The sequence below is a fragment of the Nocardiopsis sp. NPDC006139 genome, assembly GCF_040614155.1.
GTDB classification, from domain to species: Bacteria; Actinomycetota; Actinomycetes; order Streptosporangiales; family Streptosporangiaceae; genus Nocardiopsis; species Nocardiopsis changdeensis.
The window spans coordinates 43,945-58,879 of record NZ_JBEXTT010000029.1; the positions used below are offsets into that span (position 1 = coordinate 43,945).

Here is a 14,935-nt window from a genome sequence, read left to right on the forward strand (position 1 = left end):
CCGGGGCCGTCAGGCCGGGGCGTCGGCCGGGGCCGGTTCGGCGGGCTCGGCCGCCCGGGTGCAGAGGCTGACCGCGACCAGCGCGACCAGGGCCGCGGGCAGCGCCACGATGACGGCGTTGAGCCCGCCCGGGGAGCCGGCGACCTGCCAGCCGATGGTGGTGGCCGCGCCCGCCACCAGGGCGGCGACGGCGCCGGCGGTGGTCGCCCGCTTCCAGAACAGCACCGACAGGACGACCGGGGTGATCGCCGCCCCGTAGATCGTGTAGGAGTACATCTGCAGCTCCAGCACGGTCGGGAAGAACAGGCCGAGGGCGACGCCCAGGACCGCGACGCCCAGGACCGACAGGCGCTGGACCAGGAGCTTGCGGCGCTCGCCCGCCCGCTCGCCCGCGAACCGGGCGTACAGGTCGTAGGCCACGTTGGAGGCCCCCGACAGCATGTACGAGGAGCCGGTGGTGATGACGAACGCGACCGCGCCCGCCAGGATGAGGCCGCCCAGGACGGCGGGCAGGTAGCCCTCGGAGGCCAGGCTGAGGATCGCCATGTCCCCGTCGATGCCGGGCATCAGGACCGCGGCCGCCGTGGCGAGCAGCACGACCGGGACGAAGACGAAGAAACCGCCCACCAGCATGCCGAGCGTCGAGGAGCGGGCCTCCTTCTCGTCCTTGGCGGCGGCGAGCCGCTGGTACATGTTCTGGTCGGCGAGCAGCAGCAGGAAGAGCGGGAGGAAGTAGCCGAGCAGCTGGAGGGCGGTGAGCCCGCCGCTGAACGTGGTGGCCTGCTCGGGGAGGCCGTCCCAGTAGGCGCCCGGCCCGCCGACGGCGGCGAGCACCAGCGGCACCGACACGATCAGGCCGAGCACGATGAGGATGGCCGAGAAGAAGTCGGTGTAGGCGACGGAGAAGAGCCCGCCGGTGATGGTCAGCACGGTCACGACCACCGCGACGAGCAGCGTCCCCTGGAACGCGTTCAGCGGGGTGACCAGGCTGACCACGTAGCCGCCGCCGACGAACTGGGAGGCGGTCAGGCCCAGGTAGGCGATGGTGGTGACGGCCGCGGCGACGGTGCGGACGCCGATGCCGAAGCGCGCCTCCAGCAGTTCGGGGATGGTGTGCCGCGAGGCCCTGCGGATCCGGCGGGCGGCCAGGAGCAGGACCAGGATCCCCAGCGGGGTCCCGGCGAAGAAGACCATCCCCGCGGTCGGGCCGTAGGTGTAGGCGAAGTTGGCGCCGCCGATGATGGTCCCGGAGCCGACCCAGGTGACGAGCATGGTGGCGATCATGACCGGGCGCGGCAGGCTGCGCCCCGCGAACAGGAAGTCGTCGCCGCCGCGGAGCCTGCCCGAACGCAGGAAGTACAGGGCGACCCCCAGCATGGCCGCGATGTACACGGCGAGGATCACGAGATGGGTCGTTTGCATGGATCACCTTGCGGGGTTCGGGGTGGGGAGGGGGACCGCGGGGGGCCGGCGGTAGGGGCCATGAAAACAGCCCCGACCATGAAATGCAACACTTATTGCATTCGGGGTGACCCTGATCACACCACGTGGGTCCGTGTCCCATCGCCGCAGGTGGCCCGCCCCGAGGCCGCTCAGAAGAGCTCCGTCTCCTCCCACAGGCGCTCGGTGTCGCGCACCGCGCGCAGCACCCGCTCGCCCCCGATCCGGGCCAGCTCGGCCAGGACCGCGTGGATCACCGACATCGCCGGGGTCAGCGAGGGGAACATCCCCACCCCCTCGCTGGGGACCAGCAGCACGTGGGCGGCCCCCTGCGCCAGCGGCGAGTCGCGGCGGTCGGTGATCACCGCCACCGGCACGGACCGCCCCGCCGCCACCCGGGCCGCCGAGCGCAGCGCGGTCGGCAGCCGCCACAGGTCGCAGGCCAGGAACAGGTCCTCCGGGCCCATCCGCGCCAGCGCGCTGACCAGCGCGGTCCCTCCCACCTCGAAGCGCACCACGTCGTACCCCATGATCCCCGCGGCGTGCGCGAGCTGCAGTCCCGGGGCCGCGAACGTGCCCGAGCCCACCACGCCGGTCCGGCGGGCGCCGTGGATGGCCGCGGCCAGGGCGCGCACCCGGTCCGGCTCGATCGTCGCCTCCAGGCCCCGCAGCCCCTCCCGGTCCGCCCGGAACGCGGCCCGCACGGGGTCCGCGTCGGACCCGGCGTGCTCGGCCAGGACCTCGCCCGCGCTGAGCGAGGCCAGGTAGCGGGAGCGCAGCTCCAGCCGGAGCGCCGGCCAGCCGGAGAACCCGAGTGTCTGCGCGGCCCGCACCACGGTCGCGACGTTCACGCCGGCCCGTTCGGCCACCTCCGCCGTACTGGCGTAGGAGGCGAACTTCTGCTCGTCCCGGAGCACCCGGACCACGCGCTCGGCGGCCCGGCCGAGCCGGCCGTCCCCCAGCGCGGCCTCGATCCAGTCCGCCATCGCACCTCCGTCCGGGCCGTCCGCCGGACCTCCCGGCGGGCGTGCCGCTCCCCCAAGCGATACCACCACCCGGGCACCGGCCCGCAAAAGATGCAACATATATTGCATATAAGGCGTGGGTCACACGCCGGACCGCTCCACCGGAGGTATCCATGACACGCCCGTCCCGCCCGACGACCCTCTTCACCGGCGCAGGCCTGCTCGACCCCGGGGCCGGGACCCGCGCCCCCGGCTGGCTCCTGGTCGAGGACGGCCGCATCGCGCGCAGCGGCGGCGGCCCCGCCCCCGAGGTCGGCGACGCGGTCGAGGTCGTCGACCTGGGAGGGGCCACCCTCATGCCCGGGCTCATCGACGCCCACGTCCACCCGACCGCCTTCAGCGCCGACCTGGGCGCGGCCATGGACCACGCGCCCTCCTACGTCGCCGCCTACGCGGCCCGCTCCCTCAACGACATGCTCCGCCGCGGCTTCACGACCGTCCGCGACGTCGCCGGGGGCGACTGGGGGCTGGCCCGGGCCGTCGACGAGGGGCTCGTCGACGGCCCCCGGCTGATGTTCGGCGGCAAGGCGCTGTCCCAGACCGGCGGCCACGGCGACTTCCGGGGCCCCGGCCGCCAGGGCAACGACACCCACGCCTGCTGCCCCGGGGCGGGCCTCGTCTGCGACGGCCCCACCGAGTTCCGCCGCGCGGCCCGCGAGCAGCTGCGCACCGGGGCCCACCACCTCAAGATCATGCTCTCCGGCGGCGTCGCCTCGCCCACCGACCGCATCGACTCCACCCAGTCCTCCGAGGACGAGATCCGCGCCGTGGTGGAGGAGGCCGAGGCGGCCAACCGCTACGTCACGGGCCACGCCTACACCGCCCGCGCGGTCAACCGCGGCCTGCGCCTGGGCGTGCGCTGCATCGAGCACGGCAACCTCATCGACGAGAGCAGCATCGAGCTGTTCCTGGAGCACGACGCCTTCCTGGTGCCCACCCTCGTCACCTACCGGGAGCTCGCCCGGCGGGGCGAGCAGGAGGGCCTGCCCCCCGAGAGCCGGGCGAAGGTCGACACGGTGCTGGCCCGGGGGCTGGACGCCCTGCGCGCGGCCCACGAGGCGGGGGTGAACCTGGTCTTCGGCAGCGACCTGCTCGGGAGCATGCAGGACCGGCAGAGCGAGGAGTTCGCCATCCGCGGCACGGTGCAGCCCGCCGCGGACGTCCTGCGCGCGGCCACCGTGAACGCCGCCCGCCTGCTCGGCCTGGAGGGGGAGGTCGGCACGCTGCGCGAGGGCGCCCGCGCCGACCTCATCGTGGTCGACGGCGATCCGCTGGCCGACATCTCGGTGCTCGCCGACCCCGCGCGCAACGTCCGCACCGTCCTGCGGGACGGCCTGGTCCGCCACCGGCGCGCCGACTCCCTCTGACACCGCACGGACCGGCCCCGCCCCGGCGGGGGCGGGGCCGGTCCGCCTCGGTCAGGCGAGGCTGCGGCGGGGGTTCTTGGCCGGGGCGGTCATGGACATGCGGACCACCGCCGGGATGCTCTCCAGCTCCAGGGAGCGGCGCAGGTCGGCCAGCGCCTCGGAGCGCACCCGCCGCCACACGCCGGCGACGTCGGCGTCGTCGTCCAGGGTCAGCGCCAGCCGCAGGTGGGGCGCCTCGGCCGACTCGGTGAGGCGGGCCCGCGCCCGGCGCACGCCCGGGTAGTCGGCCACCTCCTGCTCCAGCGCGCTGCGCGCGACGCTCTCGGGCAGCTCCACCCGGCCCTCGGCGCCGCGTTCCAGCACCAGGCGGCCGACCGTGTCGTCGAACCCCTGCACCAGCAGCCACCGCAGTGCCAGGAACGCGGCGACGAACGCCACCGCCACTACCGCGTACGGCATCCAGCCGGCGGCCAGGAGGCCCCGGACCGTGTCGTTGAGCAGGGCGTCCCCGGCCACGTCCGCGCCGAACACCCCGCGCCCGGCCGCGAACGCCGCGGCGCCGGCCGCCAGCAGCACGACCCCCACCAGCAGCAGTCCCTGCCGGTTGCCCCGGGCCGACCTGCGTGCCCTGTTCCGTGCCATGGTCACCCCTCCGCGTAACGGACGTGGGTGGCGATCCGCAGGCTGCGCAGCGGTGCCAGCTCCTCCAGCCGCCGCTCCACGGCGGCGGTGACCTCCGCCGGCAGCTCCGGCGCCTCGCGCATCCCGGTGCGCACCTGCACCCGGATACGGCTGCCGCGCACGTGCACCCCCACCTGGTCGACGCCGCTGACGTCCTGGGCGGCGGCGGCCACCGCCCGGCGCAGGGCGCTGCGGGTCATGCCGACGACCAGCGCCGGGTCGTCGGTGCGCAGCGCCGTCCAGTGCCCGCGCCCCGGCGCGAGCGCGGCCACGATCAGCACGAGCCCGATCAGGGCCAGCAGCGCGGACGCGATCTGCACCGACGGCTGCGACCACGTGGTGGCCTGCGCGTACTCCGTCGCGGTCCCGACGGGGAACAGCCCCAGGGGGCTGCCCGCCAGCGCCGCGATCACCTCGGCCGCGGCGAGGACCGCGACGACGAGGATCACGAACCCGGTGATCACCGCGGGCCATGACCGTCGGGGGCGGAACGTGTGGACGGCCACTCTCCTGGCCTTCCGGTCGACCCCCTGGTCGGGACGGCCGAGCACCTCTTCCACGGTGGTCATCACAACTCCTAGTACGGCGGTCCCCGACCGGGCCGGAAGGGCGTGCCCCTCCCGGCCCGCCGTCGCGGAGCGGTGGAACGGCGCGGTCAGCGCACCGTTTCGGCGATCTCGATGTCGATGTGGTGGACCTGCTTGCCGGTGACGTGCTCCACCCGCTCCCGGACCCGGGAGCGGACGAGCGCGGCGATCCGGCGCACGGGTTCGGGATAGTCCACGCGGATCCGCAGGCGCAGCAGGACGACGTCCCCGCTCACCCGGGCGCGCACCGCCCGGCCCCGGCTCGCCGCCCCCGCCCCGGCCACCTCGTCCACGGCGCGGGCGGCCGTCTTCTCGACGACCCCGCTCGCGATGTCCGTGCGCCCGCCGGGGTCGCGCAGCTCCCCGTCGCGGACGTGCCGCCCCCGGACGGCGGTGTGCTCCCGCTGCCGGGGGACGTCCTGTGTGCGTGTTCCCACCATGGCCGCGCCCGTCAGGCCGAACGCCGCGAGAACATCTCGCTCAGGTCGACGTCGCCCTCCATGGCCCGGCCCGCGACGAATCCGGCCAGGCCCAGGACCAGCACGAGCGCGAAGGCCACGAACCCGCCGAACGCGCCCGCCAACCCCAGCACCGTCCCGTAGGACAGTCCGACTATGGGCCACATGGCATCCCCCTTCATGTCCAGCGCTCATCTCGTTTGCGGTCGGGTCCGGGTGCCTGCCGCCCCGGCGACCACGTCCTCCACGCTGACGTGGACGGCGCGGCCGCCGGCGACCGGGGCGAGCGCCCTGCGGAGCTCGCCCGCGATCTCGGGCAGCGGCCGCCCGAAGTGGACCACGACGCCGACCTCGACGGTGTCCGGACGCACCGCCACCCCCCGGACGCGGCCGCCCGGAACGGGTGTGGACAGCGTCCCGAACGACCCCGCGGACAGTTCGACCACGTCCGGGGACCCCAGGGCCGCCCGGGCCACCCGCCGGGCGATCTCCCCCGGCTCGTCGACGCCGCCCATCACTACTGGACCCTGGGTGAGGAGTCCGCGCCGCCGCCGTCGCCGCGCGCGGACTCGCCGTCGTCGTCATCGGGCAGGTGGATGTCGTCCACCCTGATGTTGATCTCGGTGACCTCGAGACCGGTCATCTTCTCGATGGCGTTGGTGACGTTGCGGCGCACGGCCGCGGCGAGTTCCTGGATGGCGGTGCCGTACTCGACGACGACGTCGATGTCGACGGCGGTCTGCCGCTCCCCGACCTCGACGGACACGCCGCGGGCCACCGACCCCTTGTCCCCGCCGCCGGTGACGGCGTCCCTGACGGCCCCCATGGCGCGGGCGGCGCCGCCGCCCATGGCGTACACGCCGCCGATCTCACGGGCTGCCATGCCCGCGATCTTGGCGACCACGCCGTCCGCGATGTGGGTGTGGCCGCCCTCTGCGGCCCCTCCCCGCCGGTCCGCCTCGCGGGCGCCCGGCACCCTGGCCTCGGTCCTGGTATCCGACACTGGTCCCCCTACGCAGTGTGCAGACGAGCCCGTTCGGGCTCCGGTCGTATGGGCGGCGTCAGCGCTTGAAGACGTTCTTGATCTTCTCGCCGGCGTTCTCGACCGCCTCCTCCGCCTTGGCCTTGGCCTTGTCGGCGGTGTCCTTGGCGCGCGCCTTGGCCTGGTCGGCCTTGCCCTCGGCCTCCTTGGACCGGTCGCCGGCCGCCTTGCCGTAGGCCTCCTTGGCCTTGCCGCCCAGGTCGTCGAAGTGCTTGCCCATGTGTGTTCACGCCCCTTCGCCCGGGAGTTCCGTCCCGGGGTTTCGGACCGAAACCCGTGCCCCGTCTTCCCCGGGGACCGAACGGGTTTCGAACTAGATCACACCATATACACACTCTGGGTAGCCAACAAGGCACTGTGAGTAAGGTTTTGCGCGACAGAACAGGTAACGTCATCCCCATCCCTGCCCCAAAGACCGCCCGGGAACCCTGTCACGGGCAGAAAACGAAGGGGCGCCCGAAGGCGCCCCTGGAACGTCCGAAACCGGCCGCGGACCGTCTCACCCGAAGACGACGGTCTTGTCCCCGTTGAGGAGGACCCGCCGCTGGGCGTGCCAGTTGACGGCGCGGGCCAGTGCCACCGACTCCAGGTCGCGGCCGATCTCGGTGAGCTTCTCGGGGCTGTCGGTGTGGTCCACCCGGGCCACCTCCTGCTCGATGATCGGCCCCTCGTCGAGGTCGGCGGTGACGTAGTGGGCGGTGGCGCCGATGAGCTTCACGCCGCGCGCGTGCGCCTGGTGGTAGGGCCGGGCGCCCTTGAAGCTCGGCAGGAACGAGTGGTGGATGTTGATGATCCGCCCCGACATCTTGGTGCACAGCTTCTCGGACAGCACCTGCATGTACCGGGCCAGCACCACCAGGTCGACGTCGTAGGAGCCGACCAGCTCCAGCAGCCGGGCCTCCTGCTCGCCCTTGGTCTGCGGGGTCACCGGCAGGTGGTGGAAGTCCACCCCGTAGGAGTCGGCCAGGAACTCCAGGTCCGGGTGGTTGGAGACCACAGCGGCGATGTCGATGTCCAGCAGGCCGCTGCGGTGCCGGTAGAGCAGGTCGTTGAGGCAGTGCCCGAACTTGGAGACCATCACGATCATGCGGGGGCGCACGTCGCGCGGGCTGAGCGTCCACTCCACGGAGGTCCCGCCGGCGCCGCCGAAGTCCCCGGCCAGCGCCGCGAAGGCGCCGCGCAGGTCGTCCTCGCCGACGACCCCCCGCTCGCCCGCCTCGGCCACGAACTGCATGCGCAGGAAGAAGCGGCCGGTGTAGTGGTCGCCGTACTGCTGGCTCTCGGTGATGTTGCAGCCGTGGTCGGAGAGCAGGTTGGCCACCGCCGCGACGATGCCGCGGCTGTCGGGGCACGCCAGGGTCAGGATGTACTCGCGCTCGCTCATGGAGAGAAAACCGTTTCTGGGGTCGGACCGGCCGTACGGCCGTGACGTCCCAGGATATCCGCCGCGGGGGCGTCGCGGGGGCCCGGCCCGGAAGCGGTGGCGGCCGGCGCACCCGGCGCGGGCGCGCCTCCGGGCACAGCAGGGCGATTCCGGCGGACCATACGATTTCCGCCCAGGGAATATGAAAAGGATTCATGTTCTGGCATCCTCGGAGGCATGACAAGCCTGCGTGAGAAGTACGAGGCCGCGACGCGCGAACTCCAGGCCCCCTTCGCCGTGGTCGACCTGGCCGCCTTCCGCGCCAACGCGGCCGCCCTCACCGGCCGCGCGCACGGCAGGCCCATCCGGGTCGCCAGCAAGTCGGTGCGCTGCCGCGAGCTGATGCGCACCGTGCTGGAGACGCCCGGCTACGAGGGTGTCATGGCCTTCACCCTGCCCGAGGCGCTCTGGCTCGCCCAGGGGGACCCCGGCGGCCCCCTCGGCCGCGACATCCTGGTCGCCTACCCCACCGCCGACACCGAGGCCCTGGCCCGCCTGGCCGCCGACCCCGCGGCCCTGGGCTCCGTCACCCTCATGGTCGACGACACCGCCCACCTGGACCTCGTCTCCCGGGCCGTGGCCGCCGCCGAGCGCGACGGCACCCGGCCCTCCGACGCGCCCCCCGTCCGGGTCTGCCTGGACATCGACACCAGCTGGCAGCCGCTCGGCCCGCGGGTGCGCATCGGCAGCCTGCGCTCGCCCGTGCGCACCCCCGCGCAGGCCGCGGCCCTGGCCCGCGCCGTGGTGCGCCGCCCGGAGCTGCACCTGGACGGGATCATGGCCTACGAGGCGCAGATCGCCGGGGTCGGCGACGCCCCGCCCGGGCGCCCCCTCTTCGGCCGCGTCCTGCGCGCCGTCCAGCACCGCTCCGCCGTCGAACTGGCCAAGCGCCGCGCCGCCATCGTCCGCGCCGTCCGCGAGGTCGCCCCACTCCGCTTCGTCAACGGCGGCGGCACCGGCAGCCTGCACACCACCGGCCGGGAGAAGGCCGTCACCGAGCTCGGCGCCGGGTCCGGCCTGTACCACCCGCACCTCTTCGACTACTACAGCGCCTTCCGGGGCCGACCGGCCGCCCTGTTCGCGCTGCCCGTCGTGCGCCGCCCCGCCCGCGGCGCGGTGACCGCGCTGGGCGGCGGCTACCTCGCCTCCGGGCCCGCGGACCCCCTGCGCCTGCCCGTCCCCCACCTGCCGGCCGGGCTGTCCTACAGCGCCAACGAGGGGGCCGGCGAGGTGCAGACCCCGCTGCTGGGCGCCGCGGCCGACACGCTGGAGATCGGCGACCGGGTGTGGATGCGCCACACCAAGGCCGGCGAGCTGTGCGAGCGGTTCGACACCCTGCACCTCATCGACTCCGACACCGGCGCCTACGTGCGCGCCGTCCCCACCTACCGGGGCGAGGGCCGGACCTTCCTGTGAGGGGGGTCCGCCGAAACGCCGGAGGGGCCCGCGCCACGGGCGCGGGCCCCTCCTTCCGTTCGTCCGTGCGTCCGCCGGGCCTACGCGCGCCTGCGCCGCGCGATCAGGGCCACCACGCCGACCGCGATGACCGCGCCGACGCCCACCGCGAGGATCACGGCCTCGGGGGGAAGCCGCCTGCGCGACTGGTAGGTGGTCACGACCTCCTCGTCGCCCCTGAGGAGGATGCTGCCCTCCTCGGGCTCGACCAGGTGGCTCTCCACCCGCACCGCGCCGCCGCCGACGACCAGGGCCCGCGCCTCGTCCAGGATCCGGCCGCCCGTCTCCTTGGCCTTCGCGACCTGGCGCCGCGCGATGTTCGCGGGCTTGGCCGTGACCACCAACTCGTCGATGGTCTCGGCGAGTCGCCGCTGCTCGCGGTTGATCTCGGCCTCGATCTCGGCCGGGGTCCGGCGCGGTTCGGTATCGCCTGCCGCCATCTGGGCCGCCTCTCTCATTAGCGCAGAGTCGTGTGAGATCCCGTGTCCGAGCCGGTGTCCCGGCCCTCGTCCTCCGCGCCGTCGGACGGACCGGAGAATCTCAGCGCGCCGTCGATTCCGTCGACCACGCGGAAGAAGTCCCGCGTGGACAACCACAGTTTATAGATGATGGCGATCTCGAACGCGAGGAGCAAAACACCCGCCACCGCGGTGATCCAGCCGATAGCGGACGGGGCGCCCGCCAGCGCGACCACCACCGGGGCGATCACGAACACCGCCATCTGGAACTCGATGCCGCCGACCAGGTGAGTGCGCACCCGGCGCGCGTTGAGCGCCGACCAGAACCGCTGGTACCAGGGGAAGCGCGTACGGAACTCCTGGTGCAGGTCCACTTTGGGCAGGGTCAGGTCCGGCTGCTTGCCCGCCGTGCGCCGGTTGCGGTTCTCCCGCTCGGTCTGGGTGCGCAGGATGTCCTCCAGCACCGAGATGCCGTGCCGCAGCACCGCCTGCTCGCCGCCGTCGCTCATGGTGCGCCCGCCCGCGCCGGTCGCCGCGGAGGTGTCGTCCTCGTCCGGGCCCAGCATCGACAGGGTCGCCCGCGCCCGCTCCAGCGCCGCCGCCAGGTGCGAGCGCATCTCCCGGCGCACCTTGTACACCTGGAGCGCGTTGAGGTAGCGCAGCATGTCCAGGAACACCACGGCCAGGGCCAGCCACACGAACCACACCGGGTCCGCGCCCGGGTCGGCCTCCTCGGCCACCACGTACTGGCCGCCCATCAGGGCCACCACGCACACCAGCACCCGGAACCGGTCGGTCACGTAGTCCACCCAGGCGCCGAACACCGACTCGGTGCCGGTCAGCCGGGCCAGCTTGCCGTCCATGCAGTCCACCAGGAACGACAGGTAGTACAGGACCGCGCCCAGCAGCAGGAACTCGCGGTAGCCCAGGGCGAAGCACACCGCCGCGCCCAGGCCCAGGAAGAGCGCCAGCACCGTGAGCTGGTTGGGGGTGACGGAGGTGCGGTTGGCGACCGGCCGTACCAGGCGGACCGCGATCGGGTCCACGAGGTACACCGTCCACCAGGAATCGCGCTCCTTGAGCGTGCGGTCCCTGACCTCGTCGAGCGTGAATGCAGGCATCGGTGCCGAGACTCCCAACCGACCAATCGTGAAGTGCGTCAACAATAGGTGATCGAACCGCCGCCCGATCCCAAAGCGTATGAACCGAACCGGAATCGCAACCGAAGCACGGGACTCCTCCGGCCCCGACACCACAGGGTCGTTAGTGTTGTCGGCGAGGCAGACCGGGGCCGCACCGGCGCCCGGCGACAGAGAGGAATCCCACGTGAGCGACCCCATCCGGCTGGAGCCCGGCGACCAGGCCCCCGACTTCACCCTGGAGGACGCCGACGGTGAGTCCGTGACGCTCAGCGAGGTCCTGGCCCGGACCGGCAAGAGCGTCGTGCTCTACTTCTACCCCGCCGCCATGACACCCGGCTGCACCACCGAGGCCTGCGACTTCCGCGACAACCTCCGCGACTTCGACGCCGCCGGCTTCACCGTCATCGGCGTGTCCCCCGACACCACGGACAAGCTGGCGAAGTTCCGCGACCAGGAGGGCCTGACCTTCACCCTCGTCGGCGACCCCGGCAAGGAGACCCTGCGGGCCTACGGCGCCTTCGGGGAGAAGAAGAACTACGGCCGCCTCGTCCAGGGCGTCATCCGCTCCACGGTGATCGTCGGCCCCGACGGCAAGGTCGCCAAGGCCTTCTACAACGTGAAGGCCACCGGCCACGTCGACCGCGTCAAGAAGGAGCTGGGCGTCTGACCGGCCCCTCCGGCCCGCCCGGCCGCAGGGTCGCGGAGTCCCGCGGCCCGGCGGCCGGGTCCCCCGCCGATCCCGGTACAGTTGTGCCCACGGGCACGCCCGGGGGCCGTAGTCCAATTGGCAGGAGACGGCAGCTTTAGGTGCTGTACAGTGCGGGTTCGAGTCCCGCCGGCCCCACCCACTCGGGACGCCCCCGCCCGGGGGCGCCCGCTCCGCGTCAGCGGCCCAGCAGGGCCCACAGGACGATCGCCAGCAGCACCAGCACGCCCACCGCCACCGCGGCGACCCGCGCCGGGGCTCCCGCACCGGTCCTGCCGGCGTGCCGCCCGGGGTTGGTGAGCCCCAGGGTGTCGGTGGACTCGCGCAGCGAGGCCACGAACGCGCTCATCGCCTCCGGGCTGTTGCGCAGCCGGTCGCTGATGTTCTCGGCCAGCACCCGGCCGCCCGCCTTGAAGTGCTCCCGGGCCGACTCGCGCTGCTCGGGGACCGCGGCCCCCGCCTCCCCGGCGCCCTCGTCGGCCGTCCCGGCCCCGGAGGCGGCCTTCTCCGCGGCGGCCCCGGGGGCCTCCCCGGACGCCGCCGGCTCCGCCGGCCCGGCGGCCATCGCGGCCTCGGGCGCGTCCGCGCGCTCGCCCGCCTCGGTGCTCCACGGGGCCAGCGCCGCGATGCGCAGCATCTTGGCGGCGTTGTCCGCGGTCAGCCGCTCGGCGGCCTCCACCTTGAGCAGCCCGGCCAGCGCCGGCGCCAGCGGGCCCGCCTTGGACGCCGGGGCGGGCTCCTCCAGCGGCTCCTGCCGCAGGATCTTGATGTAGCCCTTGCGGTCGTAGGGCGTGTGCCCCTCCACCGCCGCGTACAGGGTGGCGCCCAGCGACCACAGGTCCGAGGCCGGGCCGACCGGGCCCGCCTTGGCCCGCTCCGGCGACAGGTACGCCGGGGAGCCCACGATGCGGCCGGACTCGCTGAGCGCGGACTCGCCGTTCCACGCCGCCAGGCCGAAGTCGGTGAGCACCACGCGGCCGCCGCTGGTGATCATCACGTTGCCGGGCTTGACGTCGCGGTGCACGATGCCCTCGTTGTGCGCGACCTTGAGGGCGTCGATGAGCTGCAGCCCGATCTCGGCCACCCGCTGGTAGGGCAGCGGGCCGCCGACGTCGATGATCTCCTCCAGCGTGGAGGCCTCCAGCAGCTCCATGACGATCCACGGCCGGCCGTCCTCGTCGACCACGTCGAGGACCGTGATGAGGCTGGGGTGGCTCAGCCGCCCGGCCACGCGGGCCTCGCGGGTGGTGCGCTGGAGCAGGGACTCGCGGTCGGACCGGCTCAGGGATTCGGGGAGGCGCAGCTCCTTGACCGCTACCTCGCGGTCGATCACCAGGTCGACGGCGCGCCACACGGTCCCCACGCCGCCCCGGGCGATCTCCGAGACCAGCTGGTAGCGCCCCTTCAGCAGGCGCCCCTCAGGCGCGGCCACCGGGGCCTCCTGCGGATCCTGCGGGCGCCCGGAATCTGGCGCCGGCCCCGGGCGCTGTGTGTGGGGGTTGTCTAGGGAGGACACTGTTATCCACGGGTCCATTCACCGGCCATGGTGGCCTCCTGCGGAGCATTGCGGTCGCTGTCACCACGTAGGTGCACGGATCACTCGTTATACCAGCAGGACGTCGGGGCCCTGCCGGACGTTGCCATAACACCGGCACATAGGTTCGCTTTCGTTATGTCCGGGGAGAGCGAACCCATGCATCGCCGGCCCCTCCTTCACCCGTCCCGGGTCAGGAGGGGCCCACGTCCGGATGGGACGCGCCCGGAGGCGCATCGGTTCACCCGCGTCCCGGGTTTCACACCCAGAGCTCGTCGGGGGTGCGCACCTCGATCGGGCCGACGCCGGTCCCGGCGAGCGGGGAGCGCAGCCGCTCGGCGTCGCCGACGACGATCACCACGGCCTCCTCGGGGCGCAGGTACTCGACCGCGGCCGAGTCCAGGTCCTTCTTGGTGAGCCGCTCGTACCCGGCCCGGACGGTGTCCACGTGGTCGTCGGGCAGGTCGTGGACGACCATGTCCACCAGGGCCCCGGCCATCGAGCGGGCGGTGGAGTAGGTCACCGGCAGGCCGACCGTGTTGGCGTCGCGCACCGCGGCCAGCTCCTCCTCGGTGACACCGCCCTCGCGCAGCTTCGCCACCTGCTCCAGGGAGGAGGTGATGGAGTGCGCGGTGGTGTCCGCCTCCACCTGCGCGGACATGAAGAACACCCCGCTGTCGCGGCGCAGGTCGAACCGCGCCCCGGCGCCGTAGGTGTAGCCCAGGCGCTCGCGCAGCTCCAGGTTGAGCCGGGAGGTGAACATGCCGCCCAGCACCTCGCCGATCCCCTCGGCGCGGGGCAGGTCCACCTGCGAGCGCGAGGGCGCCCGGTGCGCGATGACCAGGGCCGACTGCACCGATCCGGGGCGGTCGACGACCAGCACGCGGGGCAGCTCCCCGGGCGGCGGCGCGGGCTCGGTGATGGTCCGCGCGGGCGCCGGCGCGGTGTCCCCGAACACGGTCTTGCCCAGCTCCACCAGGTCGACGCCGCTCAGGTCGCCGACCACCACCAGGGTGCCCGCGACGGAGGCCAGGGTGTCGGCGTGGTAGGCCGCGACGGCCTCGGGGGTGATGTCGGCCAGCTTGACCGGGCCGCCGGCCAGCGGAGTGGCGTAGCGGCCGGTGAACAGCTGCCCGCCGAGGCTGCGCATGGCCAGGGTGCTGGCGGTGGCGGCCTCCAGCCAGAAGCGCTCCAGCAGCTGCTCGCGGCGCCGGACGATGTCGTCGGGCACCAGCGCGGGGCGGCGCACCGCGTCGGCGAAGAGCCGGACGGCCTCGCCCAGGCGGCCCACCGGGGCGTCCACGCCGGTGATGAACCCGTCCCAGTTGATGCGGGACACCCACTCGGCGCCGTGCCGCTCCAGGGCCGGGGCCAGGGAGCTGTTGCCGTCGGGGCCGTCCTCCAGCACCTCGCTGGTCAGGGCGCCCACGCCCATGGCGTCGAGCGGCTCGACCGCGCCGCCGTAGGGGTGCACCAGCCGCACGGAGGCGAGGTACTGGCCGGGGACGTCGATCGCGACGACCGTGCCGCCGCCGACGGTGATCCGCTCAGGCCGGGGAAAGGTGTAGGAAGCCGGGGTACCGAGGTCCGGGCGGTTCTGCGACATGCTCAGAGACT

The 14,935-nt window shown here is 73.7% G+C and carries 17 protein-coding genes and 1 tRNA gene; 4 read left to right on the plus strand and 14 right to left on the minus strand.

Going from position 1 to position 14,935, the window contains the following annotated elements; translation table 11 throughout:
• Positions 1-9: 9 nt before the first annotated feature.
• Both ABZ249_RS28655 and ABZ249_RS28660 read right to left on the minus strand, forming a co-directional pair.
• Positions 10-1,422, minus strand: a complete 1,413-nt coding sequence (locus ABZ249_RS28655; protein WP_355269036.1) for a sodium:solute symporter family protein — start codon at positions 1,420-1,422, stop codon at positions 10-12.
• Positions 1,423-1,592: 170 nt separating this feature from the next.
• Entirely contained in the window at positions 1,593-2,426 is an 834-nt protein-coding gene (locus ABZ249_RS28660) for a MurR/RpiR family transcriptional regulator (protein WP_355269038.1), read from the minus strand.
• 152 nt (positions 2,427-2,578) lie between these two features.
• Between ABZ249_RS28660 and ABZ249_RS28665 the strand changes: the two genes are divergently transcribed.
• The gene (locus ABZ249_RS28665; RefSeq protein ID WP_355269040.1) at positions 2,579-3,832 is read left to right on the plus strand and encodes an amidohydrolase family protein; all 1,254 of its coding nucleotides are present in this window, start codon (positions 2,579-2,581) and stop codon (positions 3,830-3,832) included.
• A 51-nt stretch (positions 3,833-3,883) separates the two neighbouring features.
• Here the strand turns inward: ABZ249_RS28665 and amaP are convergent, their stop codons facing one another.
• From amaP to purU, 8 genes are all read right to left on the minus strand, one after another.
• A complete protein-coding gene (gene amaP / locus ABZ249_RS28670; protein ID WP_355269042.1) occupies positions 3,884-4,474 on the minus strand; it encodes an alkaline shock response membrane anchor protein AmaP in 591 nt (196 codons plus the stop codon).
• 2 nt (positions 4,475-4,476) lie between these two features.
• Positions 4,477-5,082: a DUF6286 domain-containing protein gene (locus ABZ249_RS28675; protein WP_220562909.1), complete on the minus strand. Its 606-nt coding sequence runs from the start codon at positions 5,080-5,082 to the stop codon at positions 4,477-4,479.
• An 86-nt stretch (positions 5,083-5,168) separates the two neighbouring features.
• The gene (locus ABZ249_RS28680; RefSeq protein ID WP_355269044.1) at positions 5,169-5,540 is read right to left on the minus strand and encodes an Asp23/Gls24 family envelope stress response protein; all 372 of its coding nucleotides are present in this window, start codon (positions 5,538-5,540) and stop codon (positions 5,169-5,171) included.
• Between the two features lie 11 nt (positions 5,541-5,551).
• Entirely contained in the window at positions 5,552-5,725 is a 174-nt protein-coding gene (locus ABZ249_RS28685) for a hypothetical protein (protein ID WP_220562911.1), read from the minus strand.
• A 24-nt stretch (positions 5,726-5,749) separates the two neighbouring features.
• Complete coding sequence (locus tag ABZ249_RS28690; protein ID WP_220562912.1) at positions 5,750-6,073, minus strand: hypothetical protein; 324 nt, start codon at positions 6,071-6,073, stop codon at positions 5,750-5,752.
• A 2-nt stretch (positions 6,074-6,075) separates the two neighbouring features.
• Positions 6,076-6,561: an Asp23/Gls24 family envelope stress response protein gene (locus ABZ249_RS28695; RefSeq protein WP_220562913.1), complete on the minus strand. Its 486-nt coding sequence runs from the start codon at positions 6,559-6,561 to the stop codon at positions 6,076-6,078.
• Between the two features lie 58 nt (positions 6,562-6,619).
• Positions 6,620-6,820: a CsbD family protein gene (locus ABZ249_RS28700; RefSeq protein ID WP_220562914.1), complete on the minus strand. Its 201-nt coding sequence runs from the start codon at positions 6,818-6,820 to the stop codon at positions 6,620-6,622.
• A 279-nt stretch (positions 6,821-7,099) separates the two neighbouring features.
• Complete coding sequence (gene purU / locus ABZ249_RS28705) at positions 7,100-7,984, minus strand: formyltetrahydrofolate deformylase (RefSeq protein WP_355269047.1); 885 nt, start codon at positions 7,982-7,984, stop codon at positions 7,100-7,102.
• A gap of 216 nt (positions 7,985-8,200) precedes the next feature.
• Here purU and ABZ249_RS28710 point away from each other — a divergent pair, with 216 nt between their 5' ends.
• Positions 8,201-9,439: an alanine racemase gene (locus ABZ249_RS28710; protein WP_355269049.1), complete on the plus strand. Its 1,239-nt coding sequence runs from the start codon at positions 8,201-8,203 to the stop codon at positions 9,437-9,439.
• 80 nt (positions 9,440-9,519) lie between these two features.
• Here the strand turns inward: ABZ249_RS28710 and ABZ249_RS28715 are convergent, their stop codons facing one another.
• Positions 9,520-9,918 (minus strand): DUF3618 domain-containing protein, encoded by a 399-nt coding sequence (locus tag ABZ249_RS28715; protein WP_220562917.1) that lies wholly within the window; start codon positions 9,916-9,918, stop codon positions 9,520-9,522.
• A gap of 17 nt (positions 9,919-9,935) precedes the next feature.
• Positions 9,936-11,057 carry a CDP-alcohol phosphatidyltransferase family protein gene (locus ABZ249_RS28720; protein ID WP_355269052.1) on the minus strand — a complete coding sequence of 374 codons (1,122 nt, stop codon included), beginning with the start codon at positions 11,055-11,057 and terminating at the stop codon, positions 9,936-9,938.
• 205 nt (positions 11,058-11,262) lie between these two features.
• On the opposite strand from ABZ249_RS28720, the gene bcp reads away from it, so the two are divergent.
• Together bcp and ABZ249_RS28730 are read left to right on the plus strand one after the other, a co-directional pair.
• A complete protein-coding gene (bcp, locus tag ABZ249_RS28725) occupies positions 11,263-11,745 on the plus strand; it encodes a thioredoxin-dependent thiol peroxidase (protein ID WP_355269054.1) in 483 nt (160 codons plus the stop codon).
• A 102-nt stretch (positions 11,746-11,847) separates the two neighbouring features.
• Positions 11,848-11,922, plus strand: a tRNA-Leu gene (locus tag ABZ249_RS28730).
• A 40-nt stretch (positions 11,923-11,962) separates the two neighbouring features.
• Here the strand turns inward: ABZ249_RS28730 and ABZ249_RS28735 are convergent.
• Positions 11,963-13,216 carry a serine/threonine-protein kinase gene (locus tag ABZ249_RS28735; RefSeq protein WP_355269056.1) on the minus strand — a complete coding sequence of 418 codons (1,254 nt, stop codon included), beginning with the start codon at positions 13,214-13,216 and terminating at the stop codon, positions 11,963-11,965.
• A gap of 361 nt (positions 13,217-13,577) precedes the next feature.
• Positions 13,578-14,924: a pitrilysin family protein gene (locus ABZ249_RS28740; protein ID WP_355269058.1), complete on the minus strand. Its 1,347-nt coding sequence runs from the start codon at positions 14,922-14,924 to the stop codon at positions 13,578-13,580.
• Positions 14,925-14,935 lie beyond the last annotated feature (11 nt).